Source organism: Rheinheimera sp. (assembly GCF_030824435.1).
Classification (GTDB): Bacteria; Pseudomonadota; Gammaproteobacteria; order Enterobacterales; family Alteromonadaceae; genus Pararheinheimera.
This window is the reverse complement of the sequence record NZ_JAVBXS010000037.1, coordinates 32,854-52,217: the sequence shown is the minus strand read 5'-3', so window position 1 is coordinate 52,217 and position 19,364 is coordinate 32,854. Positions and strand designations below refer to the sequence as shown.

At 47.6% G+C, this 19,364-nt stretch carries 18 protein-coding genes; 14 read left to right on the top strand and 4 right to left on the bottom strand.

The features are described from left to right. The 6 genes from RCH83_RS09490 to RCH83_RS09465 form a co-directional block, all read left to right on the top strand. Positions 1-354, top strand: a 354-nt coding sequence (locus RCH83_RS09490; RefSeq protein WP_306521353.1) for a Slp family lipoprotein, incomplete at its 5' end; no start/stop codon positions are given. After that, positions 317-1,183, top strand: coding sequence for a class I SAM-dependent methyltransferase (locus RCH83_RS09485; protein WP_306521351.1), 867 nt, complete (start codon positions 317-319; stop codon positions 1,181-1,183). The genes RCH83_RS09490 and RCH83_RS09485, both read left to right, overlap by 38 nt. 5 nt (positions 1,184-1,188) lie before the next feature. Then, a complete protein-coding gene (locus tag RCH83_RS09480; protein WP_306521349.1) occupies positions 1,189-2,061 on the top strand; it encodes an alpha/beta fold hydrolase in 873 nt (290 codons plus the stop codon). Between the two features lie 225 nt (positions 2,062-2,286). Then, positions 2,287-3,945 (top strand): long-chain-fatty-acid--CoA ligase FadD, encoded by a 1,659-nt coding sequence (fadD, locus tag RCH83_RS09475; RefSeq protein ID WP_373689762.1) that lies wholly within the window; start codon positions 2,287-2,289, stop codon positions 3,943-3,945. 75 nt (positions 3,946-4,020) lie between these two features. Further along, positions 4,021-5,175: a ribonuclease D gene (rnd, locus tag RCH83_RS09470; RefSeq protein ID WP_306521345.1), complete on the top strand. Its 1,155-nt coding sequence runs from the start codon at positions 4,021-4,023 to the stop codon at positions 5,173-5,175. A 177-nt stretch (positions 5,176-5,352) separates the two neighbouring features. Next, a complete protein-coding gene (locus RCH83_RS09465; RefSeq protein WP_306521343.1) occupies positions 5,353-6,714 on the top strand; it encodes a DUF4397 domain-containing protein in 1,362 nt (453 codons plus the stop codon). A gap of 60 nt (positions 6,715-6,774) precedes the next feature. Here the strand turns inward: RCH83_RS09465 and minE are convergent, their stop codons facing one another. From minE to minC, 3 genes are read right to left on the bottom strand one after another with little or no spacing between them, the layout of a single operon-like run. After that, positions 6,775-7,035 carry a cell division topological specificity factor MinE gene (minE, locus tag RCH83_RS09460; RefSeq protein ID WP_306521341.1) on the bottom strand — a complete coding sequence of 87 codons (261 nt, stop codon included), beginning with the start codon at positions 7,033-7,035 and terminating at the stop codon, positions 6,775-6,777. Between the two features lie 3 nt (positions 7,036-7,038). Beyond that, positions 7,039-7,848 carry a septum site-determining protein MinD gene (minD, locus tag RCH83_RS09455; protein WP_306521339.1) on the bottom strand — a complete coding sequence of 270 codons (810 nt, stop codon included), beginning with the start codon at positions 7,846-7,848 and terminating at the stop codon, positions 7,039-7,041. Between the two features lie 12 nt (positions 7,849-7,860). Further along, entirely contained in the window at positions 7,861-8,568 is a 708-nt protein-coding gene (gene minC, locus RCH83_RS09450; RefSeq protein ID WP_306521337.1) for a septum site-determining protein MinC, read from the bottom strand. 180 nt (positions 8,569-8,748) lie between these two features. Here minC and RCH83_RS09445 point away from each other — a divergent pair, with 180 nt between their 5' ends. From RCH83_RS09445 to RCH83_RS09425, 5 genes are read left to right on the top strand one after another with little or no spacing between them, the layout of a single operon-like run. After that, a complete protein-coding gene (locus tag RCH83_RS09445; protein WP_306521335.1) occupies positions 8,749-9,024 on the top strand; it encodes a YcgL domain-containing protein in 276 nt (91 codons plus the stop codon). An 11-nt stretch (positions 9,025-9,035) separates the two neighbouring features. After that, complete coding sequence (locus RCH83_RS09440) at positions 9,036-10,169, top strand: lytic transglycosylase domain-containing protein (protein WP_306521333.1); 1,134 nt, start codon at positions 9,036-9,038, stop codon at positions 10,167-10,169. A 7-nt stretch (positions 10,170-10,176) separates the two neighbouring features. Continuing rightward, entirely contained in the window at positions 10,177-10,899 is a 723-nt protein-coding gene (locus tag RCH83_RS09435; RefSeq protein WP_306521331.1) for a fumarylacetoacetate hydrolase family protein, read from the top strand. 42 nt (positions 10,900-10,941) lie between these two features. Then, positions 10,942-11,442: a YcgN family cysteine cluster protein gene (locus RCH83_RS09430; protein WP_306521329.1), complete on the top strand. Its 501-nt coding sequence runs from the start codon at positions 10,942-10,944 to the stop codon at positions 11,440-11,442. Positions 11,443-11,470: 28 nt separating this feature from the next. Next, positions 11,471-12,091 carry a mechanosensitive ion channel domain-containing protein gene (locus RCH83_RS09425; protein WP_306521327.1) on the top strand — a complete coding sequence of 207 codons (621 nt, stop codon included), beginning with the start codon at positions 11,471-11,473 and terminating at the stop codon, positions 12,089-12,091. Positions 12,092-12,213: 122 nt separating this feature from the next. On the opposite strand, the gene cysZ is transcribed toward RCH83_RS09425, so the two are convergent. Then, positions 12,214-12,927: a sulfate transporter CysZ gene (gene cysZ, locus RCH83_RS09420; protein ID WP_306521325.1), complete on the bottom strand. Its 714-nt coding sequence runs from the start codon at positions 12,925-12,927 to the stop codon at positions 12,214-12,216. A gap of 215 nt (positions 12,928-13,142) precedes the next feature. Between cysZ and smc the strand changes: the two genes are divergently transcribed. The 3 genes from smc to RCH83_RS09405 all read left to right on the top strand — a co-directional run bounded on the left by smc (position 13,143) and on the right by RCH83_RS09405 (position 19,245). Then, positions 13,143-16,595: a chromosome segregation protein SMC gene (gene smc, locus RCH83_RS09415; RefSeq protein WP_306521323.1), complete on the top strand. Its 3,453-nt coding sequence runs from the start codon at positions 13,143-13,145 to the stop codon at positions 16,593-16,595. Positions 16,596-16,616: 21 nt separating this feature from the next. After that, on the top strand, positions 16,617-17,450 hold the full coding sequence (gene zipA / locus RCH83_RS09410) for a cell division protein ZipA (RefSeq protein WP_306521321.1): 834 nt from the start codon (positions 16,617-16,619) through the stop codon (positions 17,448-17,450). A gap of 259 nt (positions 17,451-17,709) precedes the next feature. Further along, a complete protein-coding gene (locus RCH83_RS09405; protein ID WP_306521319.1) occupies positions 17,710-19,245 on the top strand; it encodes a M20/M25/M40 family metallo-hydrolase in 1,536 nt (511 codons plus the stop codon). Positions 19,246-19,364: the final 119 nt, after the last annotated feature.

Here is a 19,364-nt window from a genome sequence, read left to right as displayed (position 1 = left end):
GATAAAACCGACGGTCGTTTTGTTGCTTATGTGCAGGGTTTTGTTGACCCTATGGTGTACCAGCAAGGCAAAGCTGTCACAGTGCTGGGTGCTTTGAGTCAGCCCGAAGCCGGTATGGTTGATCAATATCAGTATATTTATCCGGTGATTCAAGAGGCCAAAGTGTATTTATGGCCCAAGCAGCAGGAAACCAGAGTGGATGTGATTGACACCTGGCCAATGTGGCGCACACCTTATCCGTATTGGGGCCATGGCCCGGCAATCCGGATCAGAACAACAATTCCAACAGGTGAAAAACCAGCACAAGGGTCAGGTCATGTCGATAATTCGCACCAAGGTTCACAGCAGCGTTAAGTATTTAAGCCTGGCGGCCTGTTGTGCTGTATTTGCTGTTTCGGCGGCAAATACTGACACAGTTCAGGTGTCAGCATTACAACAGGTGGTTGATGCACCTTATCGTTCTGCCGACAATAAACACCGGGATCAGTACCGGCATCCGGTGGAGACCCTGACGTTTTTTGGTATCAGACCAGACATGTCTGTGCTGGAAGTCTGGCCTGCCCGCGGCTGGTATACCGAAATTCTGGCACCTTACCTGAAAGATAAAGGGCAGTTAACCATCGCCAATTTCCGTCAGAACGACGGTTCGCTGGACGATGAACGAAAAATTTTCTGGGCCAGACTGGCAAAAAAACTGGAACAGGATATTCAAAAAAATCCACAACATTTTGGTGCTGTGAAAAGTGCCGAATTTGACCCGCCGGGAATGATGCAGCCGGGCCAGGTGAATCAATACGACATGGTGCTGAGTTTCAGAAACTCCCATATCTGGAATGAAGAAGGTTATTTACTGGATGTATACCGTGCTTTGTTTGATGTACTGAAACCTGGTGGCACTTTGGGTATTGTTGAACACAGAAGCAGCCGTTTATCGGAAATTTCCAGTCGGGCCGGTGAAGGTTATCTGGATGAATATTATGTGATTGCGGTCGCACAACAAGCTGGTTTTGTGCTGGCTGATCGCTCTGAAATTAACGCCAATACAAAAGACACTAAAGATTATCCCAAAGGGGTCTATGCCTTACCTCCCACTTTGGCGATGGGCGCTTTGGATAAAAATAAATATCTGGCGATAGGCGAAAGTGATCGCATGACGCTGAAATTTACCAAACCTCTGCAATAACGCCAATGCAGAGCGTGCCGCTACAGCAGCTGAGTTTTCAGTTACGCCAGCTCGAACTTCAGGGCTGGCGTTCTGGTGACACCAAAGCACCTATTTGCCTTTGTTTACATGGCTGGCTTGATAACGCCAACAGTTTTTTGCCGCTGGCGCGTGCTCTGCCAGATATGCAGCTGCTGGCAATTGACTTACCAGGCCACGGCCGGTCACAACACCGCAGCCCGGATGCCCATTATCATTTTCTGGATTGGGTGGATGATGTGTTGCAGCTTGTCACTGTACTTGGTGCTCAGCCTTTGCATCTGATAGGCCATTCAATGGGCGGTATGATTGCAGGCGCTTTTGCGGCTGCATTTCCGGAGTATGTCAAAAGTCTGGTGTTAATCGATAGTTTAGGGCTGGTGACAGCACCTGAAGGCAACACCACACAACAGCTGCGTCAGGCGATGTTATCAAGACAAAAGCGGCTGGATAAACGTAAACCTTATTACCCAAGCCTGCAAGCTGCGGCAAAGGCGCGCCAACAACAAAGTGATTTTTCAATCACAGAGGCGTTGTTACTCTCAGAGCGGGGCACAGTTCAGTTGCCGGGCAATGATGATAAAGCAGGTTTTTTTACCTGGTCGGCCGATCTGCGGTTACGCGAAGTGTCGGCTTATCGTTTTTCTCAGGCGCAAGCCCGTCAGTTGATTGCCGATATTCAGCCGCCTACTCTGGCCATTATGGCGACAGAGGGCATTGCCATGATGGCTCAGGCTAAACCGGCATTTTTGCCTGTTTATCCACATTTGCAATATCAGGAACTCAGTGGTGGCCATCACCTGCATATGACACATTCTATGGAGGTTGCGGCGCAAATCCGCAGTTTTCTGACGCAATAAGTGTGCATTAATTTCTTTTAAATCAACTTATTAAGTGTTGTTTGTTGCAAGGGTTCAGTACAGAATGCTGCAGGCTAATTGTGCAATAGCAACAATTGTGGGATGATTGAGGATTAGAGTAAAAACTCAGAGTTCGTTGTTGTTCTACAAACTTATGCGATTAAGTTGCATAACACAGCGAAGCTACCTATAAAAATAATTAGAACTGACGACGAGGAGAGGATGGTGGATAAAGTCTGGTTAAAGCGTTACCCCACCGGAGTGCCGGCCGAAATTGATGCCGATCACTACAGTTCATTGTTAGACATCTTCGAACAATCTATTGCCAGCTACAGCGAACGTATTGCCTACATTAATATGGGTAAGTCAATTACTTATGCTGAACTGGACACTTTAAGTACCCACTTTGCTGCTTACCTGCAACAAGAGCTAGGCCTGAAAAAAGGTGACGCTGTTGCCATTATGATGCCAAATCTGCTGCAATACCCGGTTGCTTTATTGGGAGTGTTGCGTGCTGGTTGTACTGTGGTGAATGTCAACCCGCTTTATACCCCACGTGAGCTACAGCATCAGCTGAATGACTCCAAAGCCAAAGCTATAGTGATAGTGGAAAACTTCGCCCATACCCTGGCTGATGTCTTGTCAGAAGTAAAAGTTGAACATGTGATCCTGACCAAAATGGGTGACATGTTAGGTTTACTCAAAGGCAACATCGTTAATTTTGTGGTGAAACACGTCAAAAAGATGATTCCTGCTTATCAGCTGCCAAAAGTGAAAACTTTTAACACGGCACTGAAAGTTGGTGCCACTTTGGCTTACCGGAAACCAGTGGTGACAGGCGCTGATTTAGCCTTTTTACAATACACAGGTGGAACCACTGGTGTATCCAAAGGTGCCATGCTGACCCACCGCAATATGGTGGCGAATCTGGAGCAGGTAGCAGGTTGTATCGGGCCTATTTTATCGCCGGGTAAAGAGTTTATTGTGACAGCTTTGCCGCTGTACCATATTTTTGCGTTAACAGCCAACTGCCTGACTTTTATGAAATATGGTGGCACCAACCTGTTAATTACCAATCCACGTGATATGCCTGGTTTTGTCAAAGAGCTGAGCAAATACCCTTTCACCGCTATTACCGGCGTGAATACGCTGTTTAACGGTTTATTAAACTGCCCTGGTTTTGCCGATCTTGATTTTAGCAAGCTGAAACTGTCGTTAGGCGGTGGTATGGCGGTGCAAAAACCTGTGGCAGAGCGCTGGCAAAAAGTGACCCATAGCCGTTTGGTTGAAGGTTATGGTTTAACCGAATGTGCGCCTCTGGTCACAGTCAGCCCCTTTGATTTAGATGGTTTTAACGGCAGCATTGGTTTACCTGCGCCTTCTACCTTAATCAAACTGATTGATGACAACGGCAATGAAGTTGCGCCAGGTGAAGCCGGTGAAATGCTGGTGCAGGGCCCGCAAGTGATGCTGGGTTATTTAAACCGGCAGGAAGAAACCGACAAAGTTCTAAAAGACGGCTGGTTATACACAGGCGATATTGCCCGGATGGACGAGCAGGGTTTCTTTTATATTGTTGATCGCAAAAAAGACATGATTTTAGTCTCGGGTTTTAATGTGTATCCAAACGAGATTGAAGAAGTGGTCGCGATGAATGAAAAAGTGCTGGAAGTTGCTGCTGTGGGTATTCCCAACGAAGCAACGGGTGAAGCGGTGAAGATTTTTGTGGTGAAAAAAGACCAGTCTTTAACCGATCAGGAGCTGATTGCGCACTGTAAAGAGCGTTTAACGGGCTATAAAGTACCGAAGCTGGTAGAATTTCGCACAGAACTGCCCAAAACTAATGTGGGCAAAATTTTACGCCGTGAGCTCAAAGGCCAATAACACGCCATTGAACTGCAAACAAAAAGCCGGCGTTGTGCCGGTTTTTTTTCGTCCGATTTTTGTCTGGAGTTTTGCATGTCGTACCGCATGATCACTGAAAATCAGCAACTGGCTGAATTTTGTGCAAAGGCGCTGTTGTCTGATTGTCTGGCGGTGGATACAGAGTTTGTCCGCACCAATACCCTGTTACCCAAACTTGGCCTTATTCAGCTGTATGCAGGTCAGGAGGTGGTGCTGGTTGACCCACTTTGTATCACTGACTGGCAGCCACTGGATGCGCTGCTACGTGCGCCTGCAGTGCTGAAAATGCTGCATTCCTGCAATGAAGATTTAGAAGCTTTTGCCTCTATTGGTCTGCTGGAGATCCGGCCATTATTGGACACTCAGCTGGCAGCAGAGCTGGCTGGTATGGGCGCGAGTTTAGGTTATGGCAAAATGGTGGAACAGCTGACAGGCCGCGTGCTGGATAAAAGTGAATCCCGTACCGACTGGCTGGCGCGGCCTTTAGCCACCACCCAGCTGGACTATGCCGCCAATGATGTACTGTATTTGTGGCCACTCAAAGATTTATTAGTCAATAAGTTACCAAGACCAGAATTGTTTGATCTGTTGCTGGCCGAAGGTGAACAGATGATCGCCAGACGTTTGTTCCAGTTACCTTTGCAGTTTAAATATCTGGAGCTGAAAAACAGCTGGCAATGCCAGCCACGCGAATTGGCCGTGCTTAAAACCCTATGCAGCTGGCGGCAAAGTTATGCTGAGCAAAAAGATATAGCGCTTGGCCTGGTGCTGAAAGATGCGTTGTTATATGAGCTGGCCAGACGCAGACCTGCCACACTGGAAAGTCTGGCACAGCTGCCGGATTTGCACCCGCGTGAGCTCAGACGTTATGGGCAGCAGATTTTAACCTTGCTCAACGAAAGCAAAAATTTAACACCACAACAGTGCCCACAGACTTTTTATCATCTGGCGACTTTTCCGGGTTTTAAACAGCTGACACAGGATTTAACAGAGGCAATACAACAAGCAGCGAAAGCCGCCGATATTCCGGCTGGTTTTTTAAGTGTCAGACGTCAGCTCAATGAATATCTGAACTGGTGCTGGCGGGTAACAGACGAAGAACGTTCCTTGTTGCCTGTGCCGGAGTTTTTGCGGGGCTGGCGTCGTAGCCTGTTGTTGCCTTATTTACCTCAACCAGCCCATGTGCAGGCCTTGATTCAGGCGCAATAAGCCAACAGCATCTTCAGTGTTGATCCAAATTTATCAAGCCGCGTATACCGCGGCTTTTTCCCTCAGGATCAGTGTTTTTTTTCGAAGTTTTTTTCCGATTTTTACCAACTGTTGCTGTTGATCCCGCGTTTTATGCCAGGCGTAACAAGTCCGGACATTTAACAGCGGAGAACAAAAATGCAATGGATGAAAAAACTGGTTGTTGCTGTTTTTACCCTCACCACACTGAGTGCCTGCAACAGCGATAACAACGACGATGTGGCACCACCCATCGAAGTGAAACAAAGCAGTATTAAAGTGGTCCATGCGGTCAGTGATGCACCAGCTGTCAGTATTGACGGCGGCGCCCTGCTGCAGGTTGCAAGGCTTAGTTATGGTCAAAGCACCAATCAGGTGATGTTGCCGGAAGGCAACTATAATCTGGCGGTAGACGCTTTGTTGCCGCAAAACGGTAAGGCAAGAGTAATTAATGCGCAAGGCGTAGCTTTATCATCGGCCAATAGTTACACCGTTTTTGCTGTGGGTACAGCCGCAACGTCCAGTGTTGAGCCTTTAGTGGTTGCATCACCTGTTGCCGCTGTTGCTTCGGGCAATATCAGAGTGCAGGTGGTGCATGCTGCAGCTGCTGCGCCTATGGTTGATATTCACGTGACAGCGCCAGGTGCGGCTTTAAGTTCAGGCACTGTGGCTGCCACTTTGAGTTTCCGTCAATTTACCGCACCTTTAACTTTAACTGCAGGGAGTTATCAGGTGCGTGTCACGCAGCCAGGCAAACCCGAAACTGTGGTATTTGATTCAGGCACTCTGGCTTTGGCCGCTGGCTCAGATTTAACTGTTGCGGCTATTAACAACAGATTTGCCGGGCCTTCACCAGTCTCTTTGTTATCGGTGAATGCCAACGGTACCTTTGCTGATATTAAAGATGCGGCAAGTACTGCTGATGTCAGAGTGGTGCATGCGGTGTCTGATGCACCTGCTGTTGATGTATTGCTAAACAACAACAAAGCCATTCCAGACTTGTCTTTCCCAAATTTTACCGGCTACGCCAATCTGACACCGGGCGCTTATAACGTCAAAGTCGCAGCTGCTGCCGACAATTCAGTGGTGGTCATTAATGCCGACCTGAACCTGGCTGCCGGCAGTTATGCCACAGTATTGGCAACAGGATCGCTGGGGCAGGGCACTATCACACCACTGGTGCTGGCAGACACACCAAGACGTATTGCCACCGAAGCGCAGGTCAGACTGGTGCATGCCTCAACTCTGGCGGGCAATGTGGATATTTATGTCACAGCCACTGCTGATATCAGCGCAGCAACACCGGCTTTTGCTAATGTGCCTTTTAAAGCTGAAACAGGTTATGTGTCGTTATTACCTGGTAGTTATGTGGTGACTGTTACACCTGCCGGCAGCAAAACGGCTGCTATTGGTCCTGTGCCTTTAACGCTGGCTGGTAATAAAATTTATACCGCAGTAGCACGAGACGGTACCGAACGCACAGCACCGCTTGGGCTGATTCTGCTGGATGATTTTAACTAACAGCTTTATTTAAAAAACAAAAAAGGCCGCTAAGCGGCCTTTTTTATGGTTGATACCGGTTTAACGTTTTTCTTCCGGGAAAGTGACGTTTAATTCCAGCACAGAAAGTTCATCCGAACTTTTTTCCAAAGTCACAGACACCTGATCATCGGCAATATCCACATATTTACGGATAACTTCCAGAATGTCGCGTTCCAGCTGCGGTAAATAATCCGGGCTGGTGCGACGGCGTCTTTCGTGCGCAACGATGATCTGCAACCGCTCCTTGGCAGTCGATGCGGTGTTTTTCTTCGCGGAGCGGAAATAGTCGAGTAACGACATCAGTTAGCCTCCGAAAATCCGTTGGAATAAGCCTTTTTTCTCCACATTTAAAAAGCGGAAGGGCACATCTTCACCCAGCAAACGGGCTACAGTGTCTAAATAAGCCTGACCTGCGTCGCTTTCAGTGTCCAGAATAACCGGCTGGCCAGAGTTTGACGCATTCAGTACGGCCTGAGACTCTGGGATCACGCCTAAAAGTTTAATGGCCAGAATTTCGTTAACGTCTTCCACACTGAGCATTTCGCCTTTAACCACCCGCTCAGGGTTATAACGGGTCAACAATAAGTGTTCTTTAATGCCCGGCAGCCCTTGTTCAGCGCGACGGGATTTGCTGGATAACATACCCAAAATACGATCTGAGTCACGTACTGAGGACACTTCCGGGTTGGTCACTACCACAGCTTCGTCAGCAAAATACAATGCCATCATGGCGCCGGATTCAATACCTGCCGGTGAGTCACACAGAATAAAATCAAACTCTTCCGACAACTCGTTCAGTACACGCTCCACGCCTTCTTTATTTAAAGCGTCTTTGTCGCGGGTTTGTGAAGCCGGCAGAATATACAGATTGTCCAGACGTTTATCACGGATCAGTGCTTGTTTTAAATTTGCTTCGTTGTTGATCACGTTGACAAAGTCATAGACCACACGGCGCTCACATCCCATGATGAGATCAAGGTTACGCAGGCCGATGTCAAAATCGACGATAACAGTTTTGTGGCCTTTTAATGCCAGGCCAGTACCAATAGCGGCACTGGAGGTGGTCTTACCAACGCCACCTTTCCCTGAAGTCACAACTATGATTTTTGCCATAGCACACAATCCTTAGAATAATTCTGCTAATACTAATTGACCGTCCTGCAAGCTGATACAAGCCGACTTGCCCCAAAATTCGCCTTGCAGGCTTTCACTTAACCAATAGTTACCGGCAATCGAGATTAACTCGGCTTGCATATTGTAACAATAGATCTTTTTACTGCTGTCCCCGCTGGCGCCTGCAATAGCTTTACCGCGCAAAGAACCGTAAATATGGATGTTGCCATCGGCAATCACTTCAGCACCGGCACCCACTGTGCCTTTGATAATTAAATCAGCGCCCTTGACATAAATTTGCTGGCCTGAGCGGATATTTTGCTCAATCAGTTTGTTTTCCACCGGCACCACAGGTGCTGGGGCGGGCGCAGGTGTTGGCGTGGCTGCCACTGTTTTGGCAGGCTCTGCTTTGCTGTTTTTACTCAGCTGCAAGGCGGCAAGACCGGCCTGATGGGCGGCTTTTTTCAGCTCGCTGCTGGCACCACAAACACCAACCAACACCAGTTGCAGTTCAACAAACAGCTGTTTAATGGCAATAAAATCAGGGGTTTGTTTGGCGTTTTCTACATTGATCACCACTGGTGCCTGCAGAAAAAAGCCCGGTGCCTGCGCCAGTTTTTGCTGGAGTTGGCTACGCAGCGCCGCAACGCTGAAATCCTGACAATATAAAACTGATAAAGGAAACAAATTTCCTTTTAACTCAAATGAGTGATCCGACATAACAACCGCGAGTGCAAATGAATGATTAGGTTTATTTTTATACTTATTCCTGACGTTAGCAGCGCAAAAACCAACCTTTGAGCAAAGTTAAGCAGGCAACTGCAACGGTTCGCAAGATAAGCGCTTCATGGTATAGTCTGCGCCTGTGTTAGGCAAGTTACCCAGAGTAGATTTTGTGCCATGTTGACCGTGATTTATAAAAGCCCGCGTAAAGATCAAACCTATTTGTATCTGCATAAACGTGACGACTTCAGTAGCGTGCCAAAACCTTTACTGGAAACTTTTGGTAAACCGCAACTGGTAACAGTACTGGATTTGGCCAGGCGTACACATTTGGCCGGTGCAGAACTGGAAAAAGTAAAAACCATGCTCAAAGAGCAGGGTTATTATCTGCAGTTACCGCCACCACCAGAAGATTTATTGGCCGAGCATAAAGACTGGTTAGCTAAAGATTAAGGATATTTGTTTTGTTTCGATTTGTGTTGATAGCCTCATTGGCCCTTTCTGCCGCAGCTTGCAGTTCTAACGCTTCTGATACTGCAACTTCGTCTGTTGGTGCAAGCAGCCAAAGCCAGACCGCAGTGATCAAACAGCCAAAAGTAACAAAAAATAAAGCTGAAACGAAAAAAACAACAGCCCAGGCGCAAGCCAAAACCGCCAGAGGTTTTGCCAAATACAGCAAGGCGCTTAAAAAAGAAGCGCTGGCGCGTGGTTACGACAAAAAGCTGGTGGAACAAGTGTTTGCCAGCTTGAAATTTCACGCCAAAGTGGTGGTCGCTGATAAAGGCCAACCGGAATTTGTCGAAACTTTAGATACCTATCTGCCAAAAAGGGTGAATAAACAGCGTATTGATATGGCGCGCAAAATGTACCAGACCCATCAGACTGAATTACAGCAGGTGGAAAAAAAGTACGGTGTGCCGGCGCGTTTTGTGGTGGCGCTGTGGGGGTTGGAAAGTGCCTTTGGCCGTATCACAGGTAATTATTCAGTGCCATCTGCCCTTGCCACTCTGGCTTATGAAGGCAGAAGGGAAGCCTTTTTTAAAGATGAGTTTTTTTTAGCTTTGGATATTCTGGCCGAAGGCCATATCAGCCTCAAAGATATGAAAGGCTCCTGGGCCGGCGCCATGGGTCACACCCAGTTTATGCCTAGCTCTTTTATGAAATATGCGCAGGACGGTGACGGTGACGGTCATAAAGATATCTGGACCAACAGGTCCGATGCTTTTGCGTCTATTGCCAATTATTTAAAAACCGAAGGCTGGCAACAAGGCGTAACCTGGGGCCGGCAGGTGAAACTACCGGACAATTTTGATTTTAGTCTGGTGATCCCAAAAGGCAGTAAAGACAGAGCGCAGTGGCTGAGTTGGTGGGCCAAATCAGAACGAACGCTTCGCGATTGGCACAAGCTGGGTTTAACCAATATTGACGGTTCTGCTTTGCCTGCTGCCAATTTAAAAGCGGCTTTGGTGATGCCGGATGATAAAGAAGGCCGGGCATATCTGGCGTATCACAATTATCAGACGCTGATGCACTGGAACCGCTCTTATTATTTTGTCAGCAGTGTGGGTTATCTGGCCGATGAAATCAGCCGCGGTTAAGCAGACAGTGAAAACGACAAACAACGAGGTTGGCATGACCTATCAGCATCAGTATCAACATCAGGATTGGCAAGGCAAGCCTATTCATTTGCCAACAGCAAAAGTGGTGTGCATCGGGCAAAATTATCTGGATCATATTCAGGAAATGCACAGCAAAACTGCGCCTGAGGCGTTGTTTTTTATCAAACCTGCTACTGCTTTGCGGCCTTTAGCACCTGAATTTGCCATTCCAACCCAGCATGGTGCTGTGCATAACGAAACTGAAATTGCGGTGCTCATTCAAAAGCCGCTTTCTAAAGTAACAGAAGATGAAGTGATGGACGCCATCTGGGGTTATAGTCTGGCGCTTGATTTAACTTTGCGTGATGTACAGGCGCAACTGAAACAACTGGGCCGGCCATGGGAAATTGCCAAAGGATTTGATGGCGCTTGTCCGCTGGCGGGTTTTGTCCCTGCAGCCAATATCAAGGCGCCACAGCAGCTGACATTTTCACTTGCTGTGAACGGTGAAAACCGTCAGCAAGGGGATGCCGGTTTGATGATCCGTGGCATCAACCGCATGATCAGCGAAATGAGCCAGTGGTTTAGTCTGCAACCAGGTGATGTGGTGCTGACCGGCACGCCGGCCGGTGTTGGTCCTTTGCTCGCTGGTGATAAGTTACAATTAAAGCTTCAATCGGGTTCGGATCTATTGCTCGACGTTCAGACCAGTGTCAGCATCCAGCCTTAATATGTTGCCTTTGGGCACACAGGAACCCACGCAGGAATCCAAATGACGTTACAAGATAAGTTTTGGGAAACCAAAACGTTGCAAGAAATGACAACAGCAGAGTGGGAAGCCGTTTGTGATGGCTGTGCCAAATGTTGTCTGAACAAATTTATTCATGAAGAAGACGAAAGCTTGGAAGGGCCAACCGACTACATCATGCCGGAAGAAACAGTATATTTCACCAATATTGCCTGCCAGTATCTCAACAGCAATAAATGTGAATGTACCTGTTACGACAACCGCACTGTGCTGGTGCCGGACTGCGTCAAGTTAACCAAAGAAAACTTAAAAGATATCTTTTTTATGCCCACCAGCTGCAGTTACCGCCGTTTGCAGGAAGGCCGGGGTTTGCCGGGCTGGCATCCGCTGCTTAATGACGGTAAAAAAAGTCTGATGCATAAAAAACAGATGTCGGTGCGCAATAAAACCATTTCAGAAGCCGCCGTCAGGCTGGAAGATTTTGAAGATCATATTGTTAGCTGGCCGCTGAACGATTTAGATTAGTCTGTTGAATTAAAAAGGAAATTTTCAGGTGAACTGGTTAGCCGAATATAAAGAATTATTGGCTTTTAGCCCGGCGATAGCGCAGATCATTATCAGTAGCATAGTGCTGCTGTTTTATGCGGTATTAAGCCGTCGTATTGCGCCTTTTATTTACCGTACTATTGCCGCCACTATGCTCAAAGAAGAAATGAACCGCCGCGCTATGGTGGTGTTTCATATCTTATTGTTTTTATTGCTGGTTGTGGTGCTAAGCATTGTCTGGGGCATCGACATTAAAGGCCTGCTGGTACTGGCATCTTCAATGATTGCCGTAGTGGGTGTTGCTTTATTTGCCGCCTGGAGTTTACTCAGTAATATCACCGCTTTTTTTATTCTGTTAGGCCAAAGCAGCTTTGCCCAAGGCGCCACAGTGCGGGTGATTGATGGCAGTAATTATGTGGAAGGCACCATAGTGGAAGTGAATTTATTCAGCACTGTGCTGCGCACCAAAGATGGTGAGCTGGTGGTCTATCCAAATAACCTGATAGTGTCGCGCCCTGTGGTGGTGAAATCTGACGGTTATGGCAAAAGTTTAAAATCTCCTGCTATTTCACAGCTGGAACGTTGGAAAAAACGCCGGCAAAAAAGCCAGCTATTACATAAAGCATAAGTTTATAAAGCATAAGTTTTATCAAGTATCAGCAAGAACAGAAAACATAAAAACGGCGTCCAGAGACGCCGTTTTTTATACTGAGTAAAAGCTGTAACTCGTTGTTTAAACCGCAATAACAGTTAACGCGGATAATGACTGGTTTTAAACCTGTCTACCCAAAGTGCTGTGGCACCACAAACGGCAATCGGCATCACCAGTAAATTTAAAAACGGCACCATACTGGCAACGGCAACAGTCATACCAAAACCATAACTGCCACTCAAATCAGAGCGTAGCTGCTGGCGCATAGTGTCAAAAGGCACTTTGTGATTGTCGTAGGCATAATCACAATATTGAATCGCCATCATCCAGGCGGTAAATAAAAACCACATCAGCTGACCAATTAACGGCAGAAAGAAAAACGCCAGCAAAAATACCAAAGCCCTTGGGAAACAATAAACAAACTTAGTCCACTCCCGCGCCAGCATCCGCGGTACGTCTTTGAGAAAAGCGGCAAAACCCTGATCCGGCAACACCTGACCTGTCAGATGTTGTTCTACTTTTTCACTTAACAGCGCATTAAAAGGTGCGGCAATAAAATTAGCAATCATGGTAAAGCTGAAGGCTAACGTCAGCACTGTGCTCAGCACCAGCAAAGGCCAAATAACATAAGATAAAAATGATAAAAACTCAGGCACAAAACCCATCAGGTAATCGACCCAACCCTGCACCTGTTGCAGCAGGAAAAAAAACGCCACTGCAAATAACACCAGATTAATAGTCAGCGGGATAATCACAAAACGACGTAAACCTTTGGTGCTTAATAAACCAAGACCCTGAAAAAAATAATGCATATCAACTCCCTACAACCGATGGCGTTATCACAGTGCTTTTATCACATGCTTTTATCACATCACCGCTATACACATTTTGCCCAAAGCAACAACGCTGATGCCAGATTGGCGCTAGCTTAGAAGGCAAAGCCCTGATCGGCAATAGTTTTACCGTGACACCCCCAAGTCATTTTGTTACATTCTGTAAGTGCAATAAGGCCGATAATAACGAAAGCATGCGTCTTAAACAGATCAAACTCGCCGGTTTTAAGTCTTTTGTTGACCCCACTCAGGTGCCATTTCCAGCGGCCATGACCTGCGTGGTGGGGCCAAACGGCTGTGGTAAATCCAATGTGATAGATGCAGTACGCTGGGTGCTGGGCGAAAGTTCGGCCAAAAATCTGCGTGGCGACGCCATGACTGACGTTATTTTTAACGGCTCAACCCAGCGTAAACCCGTGTCGCAAGCTTCAGTTGAATTGGTGTTTGAAAATACCCAGGGCAAGTTGCAGGGCAGTCTGGCTGATCGCAGTGAAATTTCCCTGAAACGCTTGGTGACCCGTGACGCCCAGTCGCATTATTTCCTCAACGGCACTAAATGCCGCCGCCGTGACATTACCGACATCTTTTTAGGCACAGGCCTTGGGCCACGCAGTTATGCCATTATTGAACAAGGCATGATTTCTAAGCTGATTGAATCGCGCCCGCAAGAGCTCAGAGTTTTTATTGAAGAAGCGGCCGGTATTTCCAAATATAAAGAAAGACGCCGCGAAACCGAAACCCGCATTAAACACACCCGCGATAACCTCGACCGTTTGTCGGACGTACGGGAAGAGCTGGGTAAAAACCTCGATAAATTGCGTCGTCAGGCCGCAACGGCCGAGCGCTACAAAGAACTGAAAGCCACTGAACGACGTTATAAAGCCGAACTTACTTGTTTAAAATGGCTGTTTTATAACAATCAGTTGCAGCAGGCAGAACAACAACTGGCCGCGCTTGAGCTGGATTTAGCCCAGTTTGAAACCCAGGGCAGTGGTGGTTTTTTAAAGCTGACAGAACTTAAAGCTGAGCTTGATGAAGTGCGCCAGCTGCTGGATGCCAAACAACAACAATATTATCAGCTGGGTGTAAATATCAGCGCGCTTGAACAGCAGCTGTTGCATCAGCGCCAGCGCCGGCAAAGTCTGCAAGATGAAAAACGCAGTCTGGCATTAAATTTACAACATGGCCTGGATCAGATCGGCGAAGAGCAGGCGCAGCTGGAAGCATTGCAACAACAGTTGCTGGAGCAACAGCCTGAAGCTGAGATTTCATTACAGCAACTGGAAGAAACAACGGCACAACTGTTGGTGCTGGAACAAAGCCTGCAAAACCGGCAACAAGCGCAGTTGCTTGCGCAGCAACAGCAGTTTCAGTGGCAACAACAACTCAAACAGTTTGAATTACAAAGCCAGCATAAAAGATCTTTGTTACAACAAACTACAGAGCGCCGGCAAAAGTTAAGGTCGCAGCAGCAAACACTTGCCAATGAAGATTTAACCGCCAAAGTAGCAGCACTAAAAGCGCAACTGGCCGAAAACGTACAACAGCTTGAACTGCAAAATGAAACAATACAGCAGTTAAGTAGCCAGCAGGCTGAATTACAACAGCAAAAAGTTGAGCTGCAACTGGCAGAACAAACAGAAAACCAACAACAGCAACAACTACAAAAAAACCAACAACAACTGCAATTGCAGCAACAACAACTGCTGCAACAGCAGCCTTTGTTGCCAAAGTTACAGGTGGCTGAAGGTTGGTCAGTGGCAGTGGCTGTTGCTTTGTCGGCGCTGAATTTTAGTGAAGTTGTGGCGGCGCATCAGGCAGAAAAATCCGGGCCTTATATTTTCCCGGCGGCCACAGCTTTGACGACAACTTTGGCTACAACCCAGACCACAGCTTTAGCTGCGCCGCTGGAGAACCTGGCAAGCAAAGTTGCAGCTGACTATGTGCCTGCTTATTTTGCCGATATTCTGCTGGCAGCTGATGACAATGCAGCACTGAAAGTGTTGCCACAGTTACAGCGCCATCAGTCGGTAATTTGTGCCAATGGCCACTGGTATGGCAGTAACTGGCGGATGGTGGCCGGTAAAAATGAACAGGACAATCCACAGGCTTTGGCCGAGCGTGCCGCTGATATAAAAGCTGAGTTAAACAACCTGCAGACACAACGGGCAGCAACAGCAGCAGCACAACAGCAACTGGCAGCTCAGTTGCAACAGTGCGCTACGGAACTTGTGGCGGCACACGGCAGGGCAGGGCAACTCCAGGCAGAGCAGCAGCAATTGCATACAGCTGTGATACTGACGCAGCAACAACAACAGCAGCAGCAACAACAGCTGAGTGACATCACACAAGAACTGTTGTCGCTTGAAACACAGCAGCAACAATATATGGACGAACTGGCGTTATGGCAACAGCAGCAGGAGGCAGTTCAGGCTGAACTGGCTGAGCATGAACAAGCGCAGCAGGACGAGCAGGCGCAGCTGCAAAAGACGCAACAACAACTACAACAAAGACGGGCACAACAACAGCAGCTAAACCAGCAACAACAACAACTTGCGTTAAATCAGGTCAGTCTGGAGCGGCAACTGGAAGCGGCCCGCACTCATTTAGCGCGCAGCCAGCAACAACAGCAGCAACTTGCCGACAAACTGCAATTGTTAACGGCGCAACTTGATTTGCTGGACGAGCCGGACGGTGAAGATCAGGAGCAATTACAAGCCTGGTTGCTCGAGCGCGATGGGCTCGCCGCAGAAAAATTACAACTGCAAAATCAACAAGCAGGCCTTGAGCAACAACTCCGTGAGCTGGAGCAGGGCCAACATGGTTTGCAACAGGTGCTGGCCGCAAAACAAAAACAAATTGAAAGCGCCAGACTCGACGCTGAAGGTTTTAGGGTGCGCGCTAACAATATGCTGGAGCTGTTAACAGAGCAGAAAGTGAATTTTCGCGAGTTACAACAAAATTTACCGGCGGACGCTACTGAATCGGTCTGGCAACAACAGCTGGACAAAACCAGTGAAGCATTAAACCGGTTGGGTCCTATTAACCTGGCTGCTATTGATGAATTTGCCCAACAGGATGAACGTAAACAATATCTGGATGCACAACATCAGGATTTAGTCAGTGCGCTGGAAACGCTGGAAACGGCCATTCGCAAAATTGACCGTGAAACAAGGCAGAAATTTAAAGACACCTTTGAACAGGTGAATTCGGGTTTACAAACTTTGTTCCCTAAAGTGTTTGGTGGTGGTAGTGCTTACCTTGAGTTAACAGATGAAGATTTATTGGAAACAGGTGTGAGCATTATGGCGCGCCCACCTGGTAAAAAAAACAGTACTATTCATTTATTATCAGGTGGAGAAAAAGCCTTAACCGCTTTATCATTGGTGTTCTCAATTTTCCGACTCAATCCGGCACCTTTTTGTATGCTGGACGAGGTTGATGCTCCGTTGGACGACGCTAATGTAGGGCGTTTTTGTAATTTAGTCCGGGAGATGTCTGAAACGGTGCAATTTATTTATATCAGTCACAATAAAATTGCGATGGAAATGGCTGCACAGTTGATGGGGGTGACCATGCAGGAACCCGGTGTATCACGTGTAGTGGCAGTAGATGTGGAAGATGCCGTGAAAATGGCTCAAGCCTGACAGAACAAAAAGGTAAAAATGATGGCTGAAGAATTTCGTTATGCGTTAATTGTTGCAGGTGTGTTAGGGATGGCGGCGTTGGTGATCCATGGTTTATGGAGTAACCGCAAAAACAATCACGAAGCCAAAAGCCGTTTTTTTGACGAAAGCAAAAACAATGAAGTTGCTGAAGGTTTTGACGAGTTTGGCGTCGGTAAAAAACGTAAACTGGCGCCTGGTGAAAAACCACAACCTAAACCTGAAGTGATTAAAGCGCCCCGCAGCGACAGACTGCGTGAGCCAGTGAAAAAAATCCGCCGTCAGGAAACAGAGCTGAGCCAAAGCGAACGTGAAGAGCCTTCGATGTCATTTAGCGCTGGTGCTGACGACGAGCAACATCATCAGCAGTATCAGGCGGAAGATGAAGCGCCGCAGGCTGAAGCTGTTGCCAATGAAGTACTTATTTTATATGTGCTGATGCCGGAAGGGCAGGATATTAACGGCGCTATGTTATTGCCAAGCCTGCTGACTTTAGGTTTTAAATACGGTGAGATGAATATTTTTCACCGCCATCAGGACAGCGCAGGTTCGGGTGAAGTGTTATTTAGCCTGGCCAATATGTTTAACCCGGGCACTTTTGATTTAGAAGAAATGGACAAGCTGCAAACCCGTGGTTTAAGCCTGTTTATGACCTTACCAGGGCCTGGTGAAGCCTTGCAGAATTTTAACCTGATGCACAATGCCGCGAAAAAGCTGGCAGAAGAATTTGGTGGTCAGGTGCTGGACGGCCAACGCAGCATGCTTACAGTGCAAACAGTACGGCATTATGTTGAACGTATTCGTGAGTTCCAGCGTCAGCAGCTGTTGCGGGGCTAAACTGCCGTCACTATAACGATAAATCTCAGAAAACCGGCTCAGGCCGGTTTTTTATTGCCTGATGAATGCAAAAAAAAGCTGCTGTGGTGCTATTTGTTTCAGGCTCTGCTGCGATGCTTGTCTTGTTGCCGGGAATTGGTGTTGTCATGGCTATATCACAAAATTGTCATCTAAATATCCGGTGCTTTTGAGTGTCTTTTCTAGGCTTGGTGCGCTATCAACCGATAGTGATTTTTTATAAAAAACACCAGGAACAGCTATGAAAAGTTTAATTTTTTTACCTTTGACAATATTGGTTTTACCTGTACTTGCTGATCCGGTCTGGATCACCCTGGATCCGGCCACGGCCAAACAACTGAAAAATGCACCTTATACCTTACATCAGCGCGAACTGACCGAAACATCCGGACAGGCTCAATCAGCAGCTTTGCCGTTAAGCAGCGGCACTCTGTTGCCGGTACTGGCACAAATTCAGGAAGAAGATATTGCCGCGCTGAGCAGTCAAATTCACCGTGAATTACATCGTTGTGGTGGTTTTATTGCCCATAACAGCCTGGAAGAAGCCATGGCCGCTGTGGCCAATCCGGTATCGCTGGCCACTTTTAACGCACCACCTCTTACACAAACCACTTTGGTCAACGCCAGTTTGCCGCTACTGAATAACGCCAGCATTGCCCAGACCATCGCCGATTTATCCGCTTTTACCAACAGGTATTACAACACCACTGTTGGTAAAAATGCCGCCGACTGGATAGCCAGTCAGTGGAGCAGTCTGGCATCGGGTTTAAGCTGGGTCAGTGTCAGCCGTGTCAGCCACAGTGGTTATAACCAGCAATCGGTGCTGTTAACCATCACCGGCAGTGAAAGGCCCAATGAAATAGTGGTGCTTGGTGGTCATCTGGATTCCATCAACCAAAGTGGCACCACTGAAAGCACCAGAGCGCCTGGTGCAGACGACGATGCTTCCGGTATTGCCACATTAACCGACATTATCCGGGTGATCACCAGCCAAAATCTGCGGCCTAAACGCACCATCAAATTTTATGGTTATGCCGCTGAAGAAGTGGGGCTTCGGGGCAGTAAAGATATTGCCAATGCGGCGGCAAGCGCAGGACACAATATAGTGGCGGCATTGCAGCTGGATATGACCAACTATAAAGGCAGCGCTGAAGATATAGTATTGATCACCGACTATACCAATGCGTCGTTAAACAGCTATTTACGCAGCCTAATCAGCACTTATCAGCCAACACTACGCCAGGCCAATGATGTCTGTGGTTATGGTTGCTCCGACCATGCTTCATGGCACAACGCAGGTTTTGCCGCCGCTATGCCGTTTGAAGCGCGTTTTAATAGCTCAAACCCGCGCATTCATACAGTGAATGACACATTGGCTAATTCAGACAGCAGTGCTTTACATGCGCTGAAATTTGCCAAACTGGGTTTGTCTTTTGCACTTGAGCTTGCCAATGCCGGCAGTACCACACCACCACCCGGCAACAGCGGGCAATGGACTAATCTTGCGGCAACTTCAGGTCAATGGATTTATAAAACAGTGACAGTGCCTGCAGGCGCCACATCCCTGGTCGTGAATAGTGCTGGTGGTAGCGGTGATGCCGATTTATATCTGCGTTTTGGCAGTAACCCGACTACCACAAGTTATCAGTGCCGGCCTTATAAAAACGGCAATACCGAAAGTTGCAGTATCAGCAATCCGCAGGCGGGCAGCTGGTATATTGGCCTTCGTGCTTATACGAGCTTTAGTGGTGTCACTTTAAGCTGGCAACAAAATTAGTTGCTGTTACCGGGGGCTGCAGAGCCCCCCTTGTTGATTGCTGGCTGCAATTATTTGTGCAGTTTTTTGCCATCTGATCACACAACATCTTTTGCCTCTTGCACTCAGCCCAACTAGAC

Bases quoted from the DNA above. Each gene is read 5' to 3' on its own strand.
- RCH83_RS09485 (WP_306521351.1), top strand. From the start codon at position 317: ATGTCGATAATTCGCACCAAGGTTCACAGCAGCGTTAAGTATTTAAGC.
- RCH83_RS09480 (WP_306521349.1), top strand. From the start codon at position 1,189: ATGCAGAGCGTGCCGCTACAGCAGCTGAGTTTTCAGTTACGCCAGCTC.
- rnd (WP_306521345.1), top strand. From the start codon at position 4,021: ATGTCGTACCGCATGATCACTGAAAATCAGCAACTGGCTGAATTTTGT.
- RCH83_RS09465 (WP_306521343.1), top strand. From the start codon at position 5,353: ATGCAATGGATGAAAAAACTGGTTGTTGCTGTTTTTACCCTCACCACA.
- minE (WP_306521341.1), bottom strand. From the start codon at position 7,035: ATGTCGTTACTCGACTATTTCCGCTCCGCGAAGAAAAACACCGCATCG.
- minD (WP_306521339.1), bottom strand. From the start codon at position 7,848: ATGGCAAAAATCATAGTTGTGACTTCAGGGAAAGGTGGCGTTGGTAAG.
- minC (WP_306521337.1), bottom strand. From the start codon at position 8,568: ATGTCGGATCACTCATTTGAGTTAAAAGGAAATTTGTTTCCTTTATCA.
- RCH83_RS09445 (WP_306521335.1), top strand. From the start codon at position 8,749: ATGTTGACCGTGATTTATAAAAGCCCGCGTAAAGATCAAACCTATTTG.
- RCH83_RS09430 (WP_306521329.1), top strand. From the start codon at position 10,942: ATGACGTTACAAGATAAGTTTTGGGAAACCAAAACGTTGCAAGAAATG.
- cysZ (WP_306521325.1), bottom strand. From the start codon at position 12,927: ATGCATTATTTTTTTCAGGGTCTTGGTTTATTAAGCACCAAAGGTTTA.
- smc (WP_306521323.1), top strand. From the start codon at position 13,143: ATGCGTCTTAAACAGATCAAACTCGCCGGTTTTAAGTCTTTTGTTGAC.
- zipA (WP_306521321.1), top strand. From the start codon at position 16,617: ATGGCTGAAGAATTTCGTTATGCGTTAATTGTTGCAGGTGTGTTAGGG.
- RCH83_RS09405 (WP_306521319.1), top strand. From the start codon at position 17,710: ATGAAAAGTTTAATTTTTTTACCTTTGACAATATTGGTTTTACCTGTA.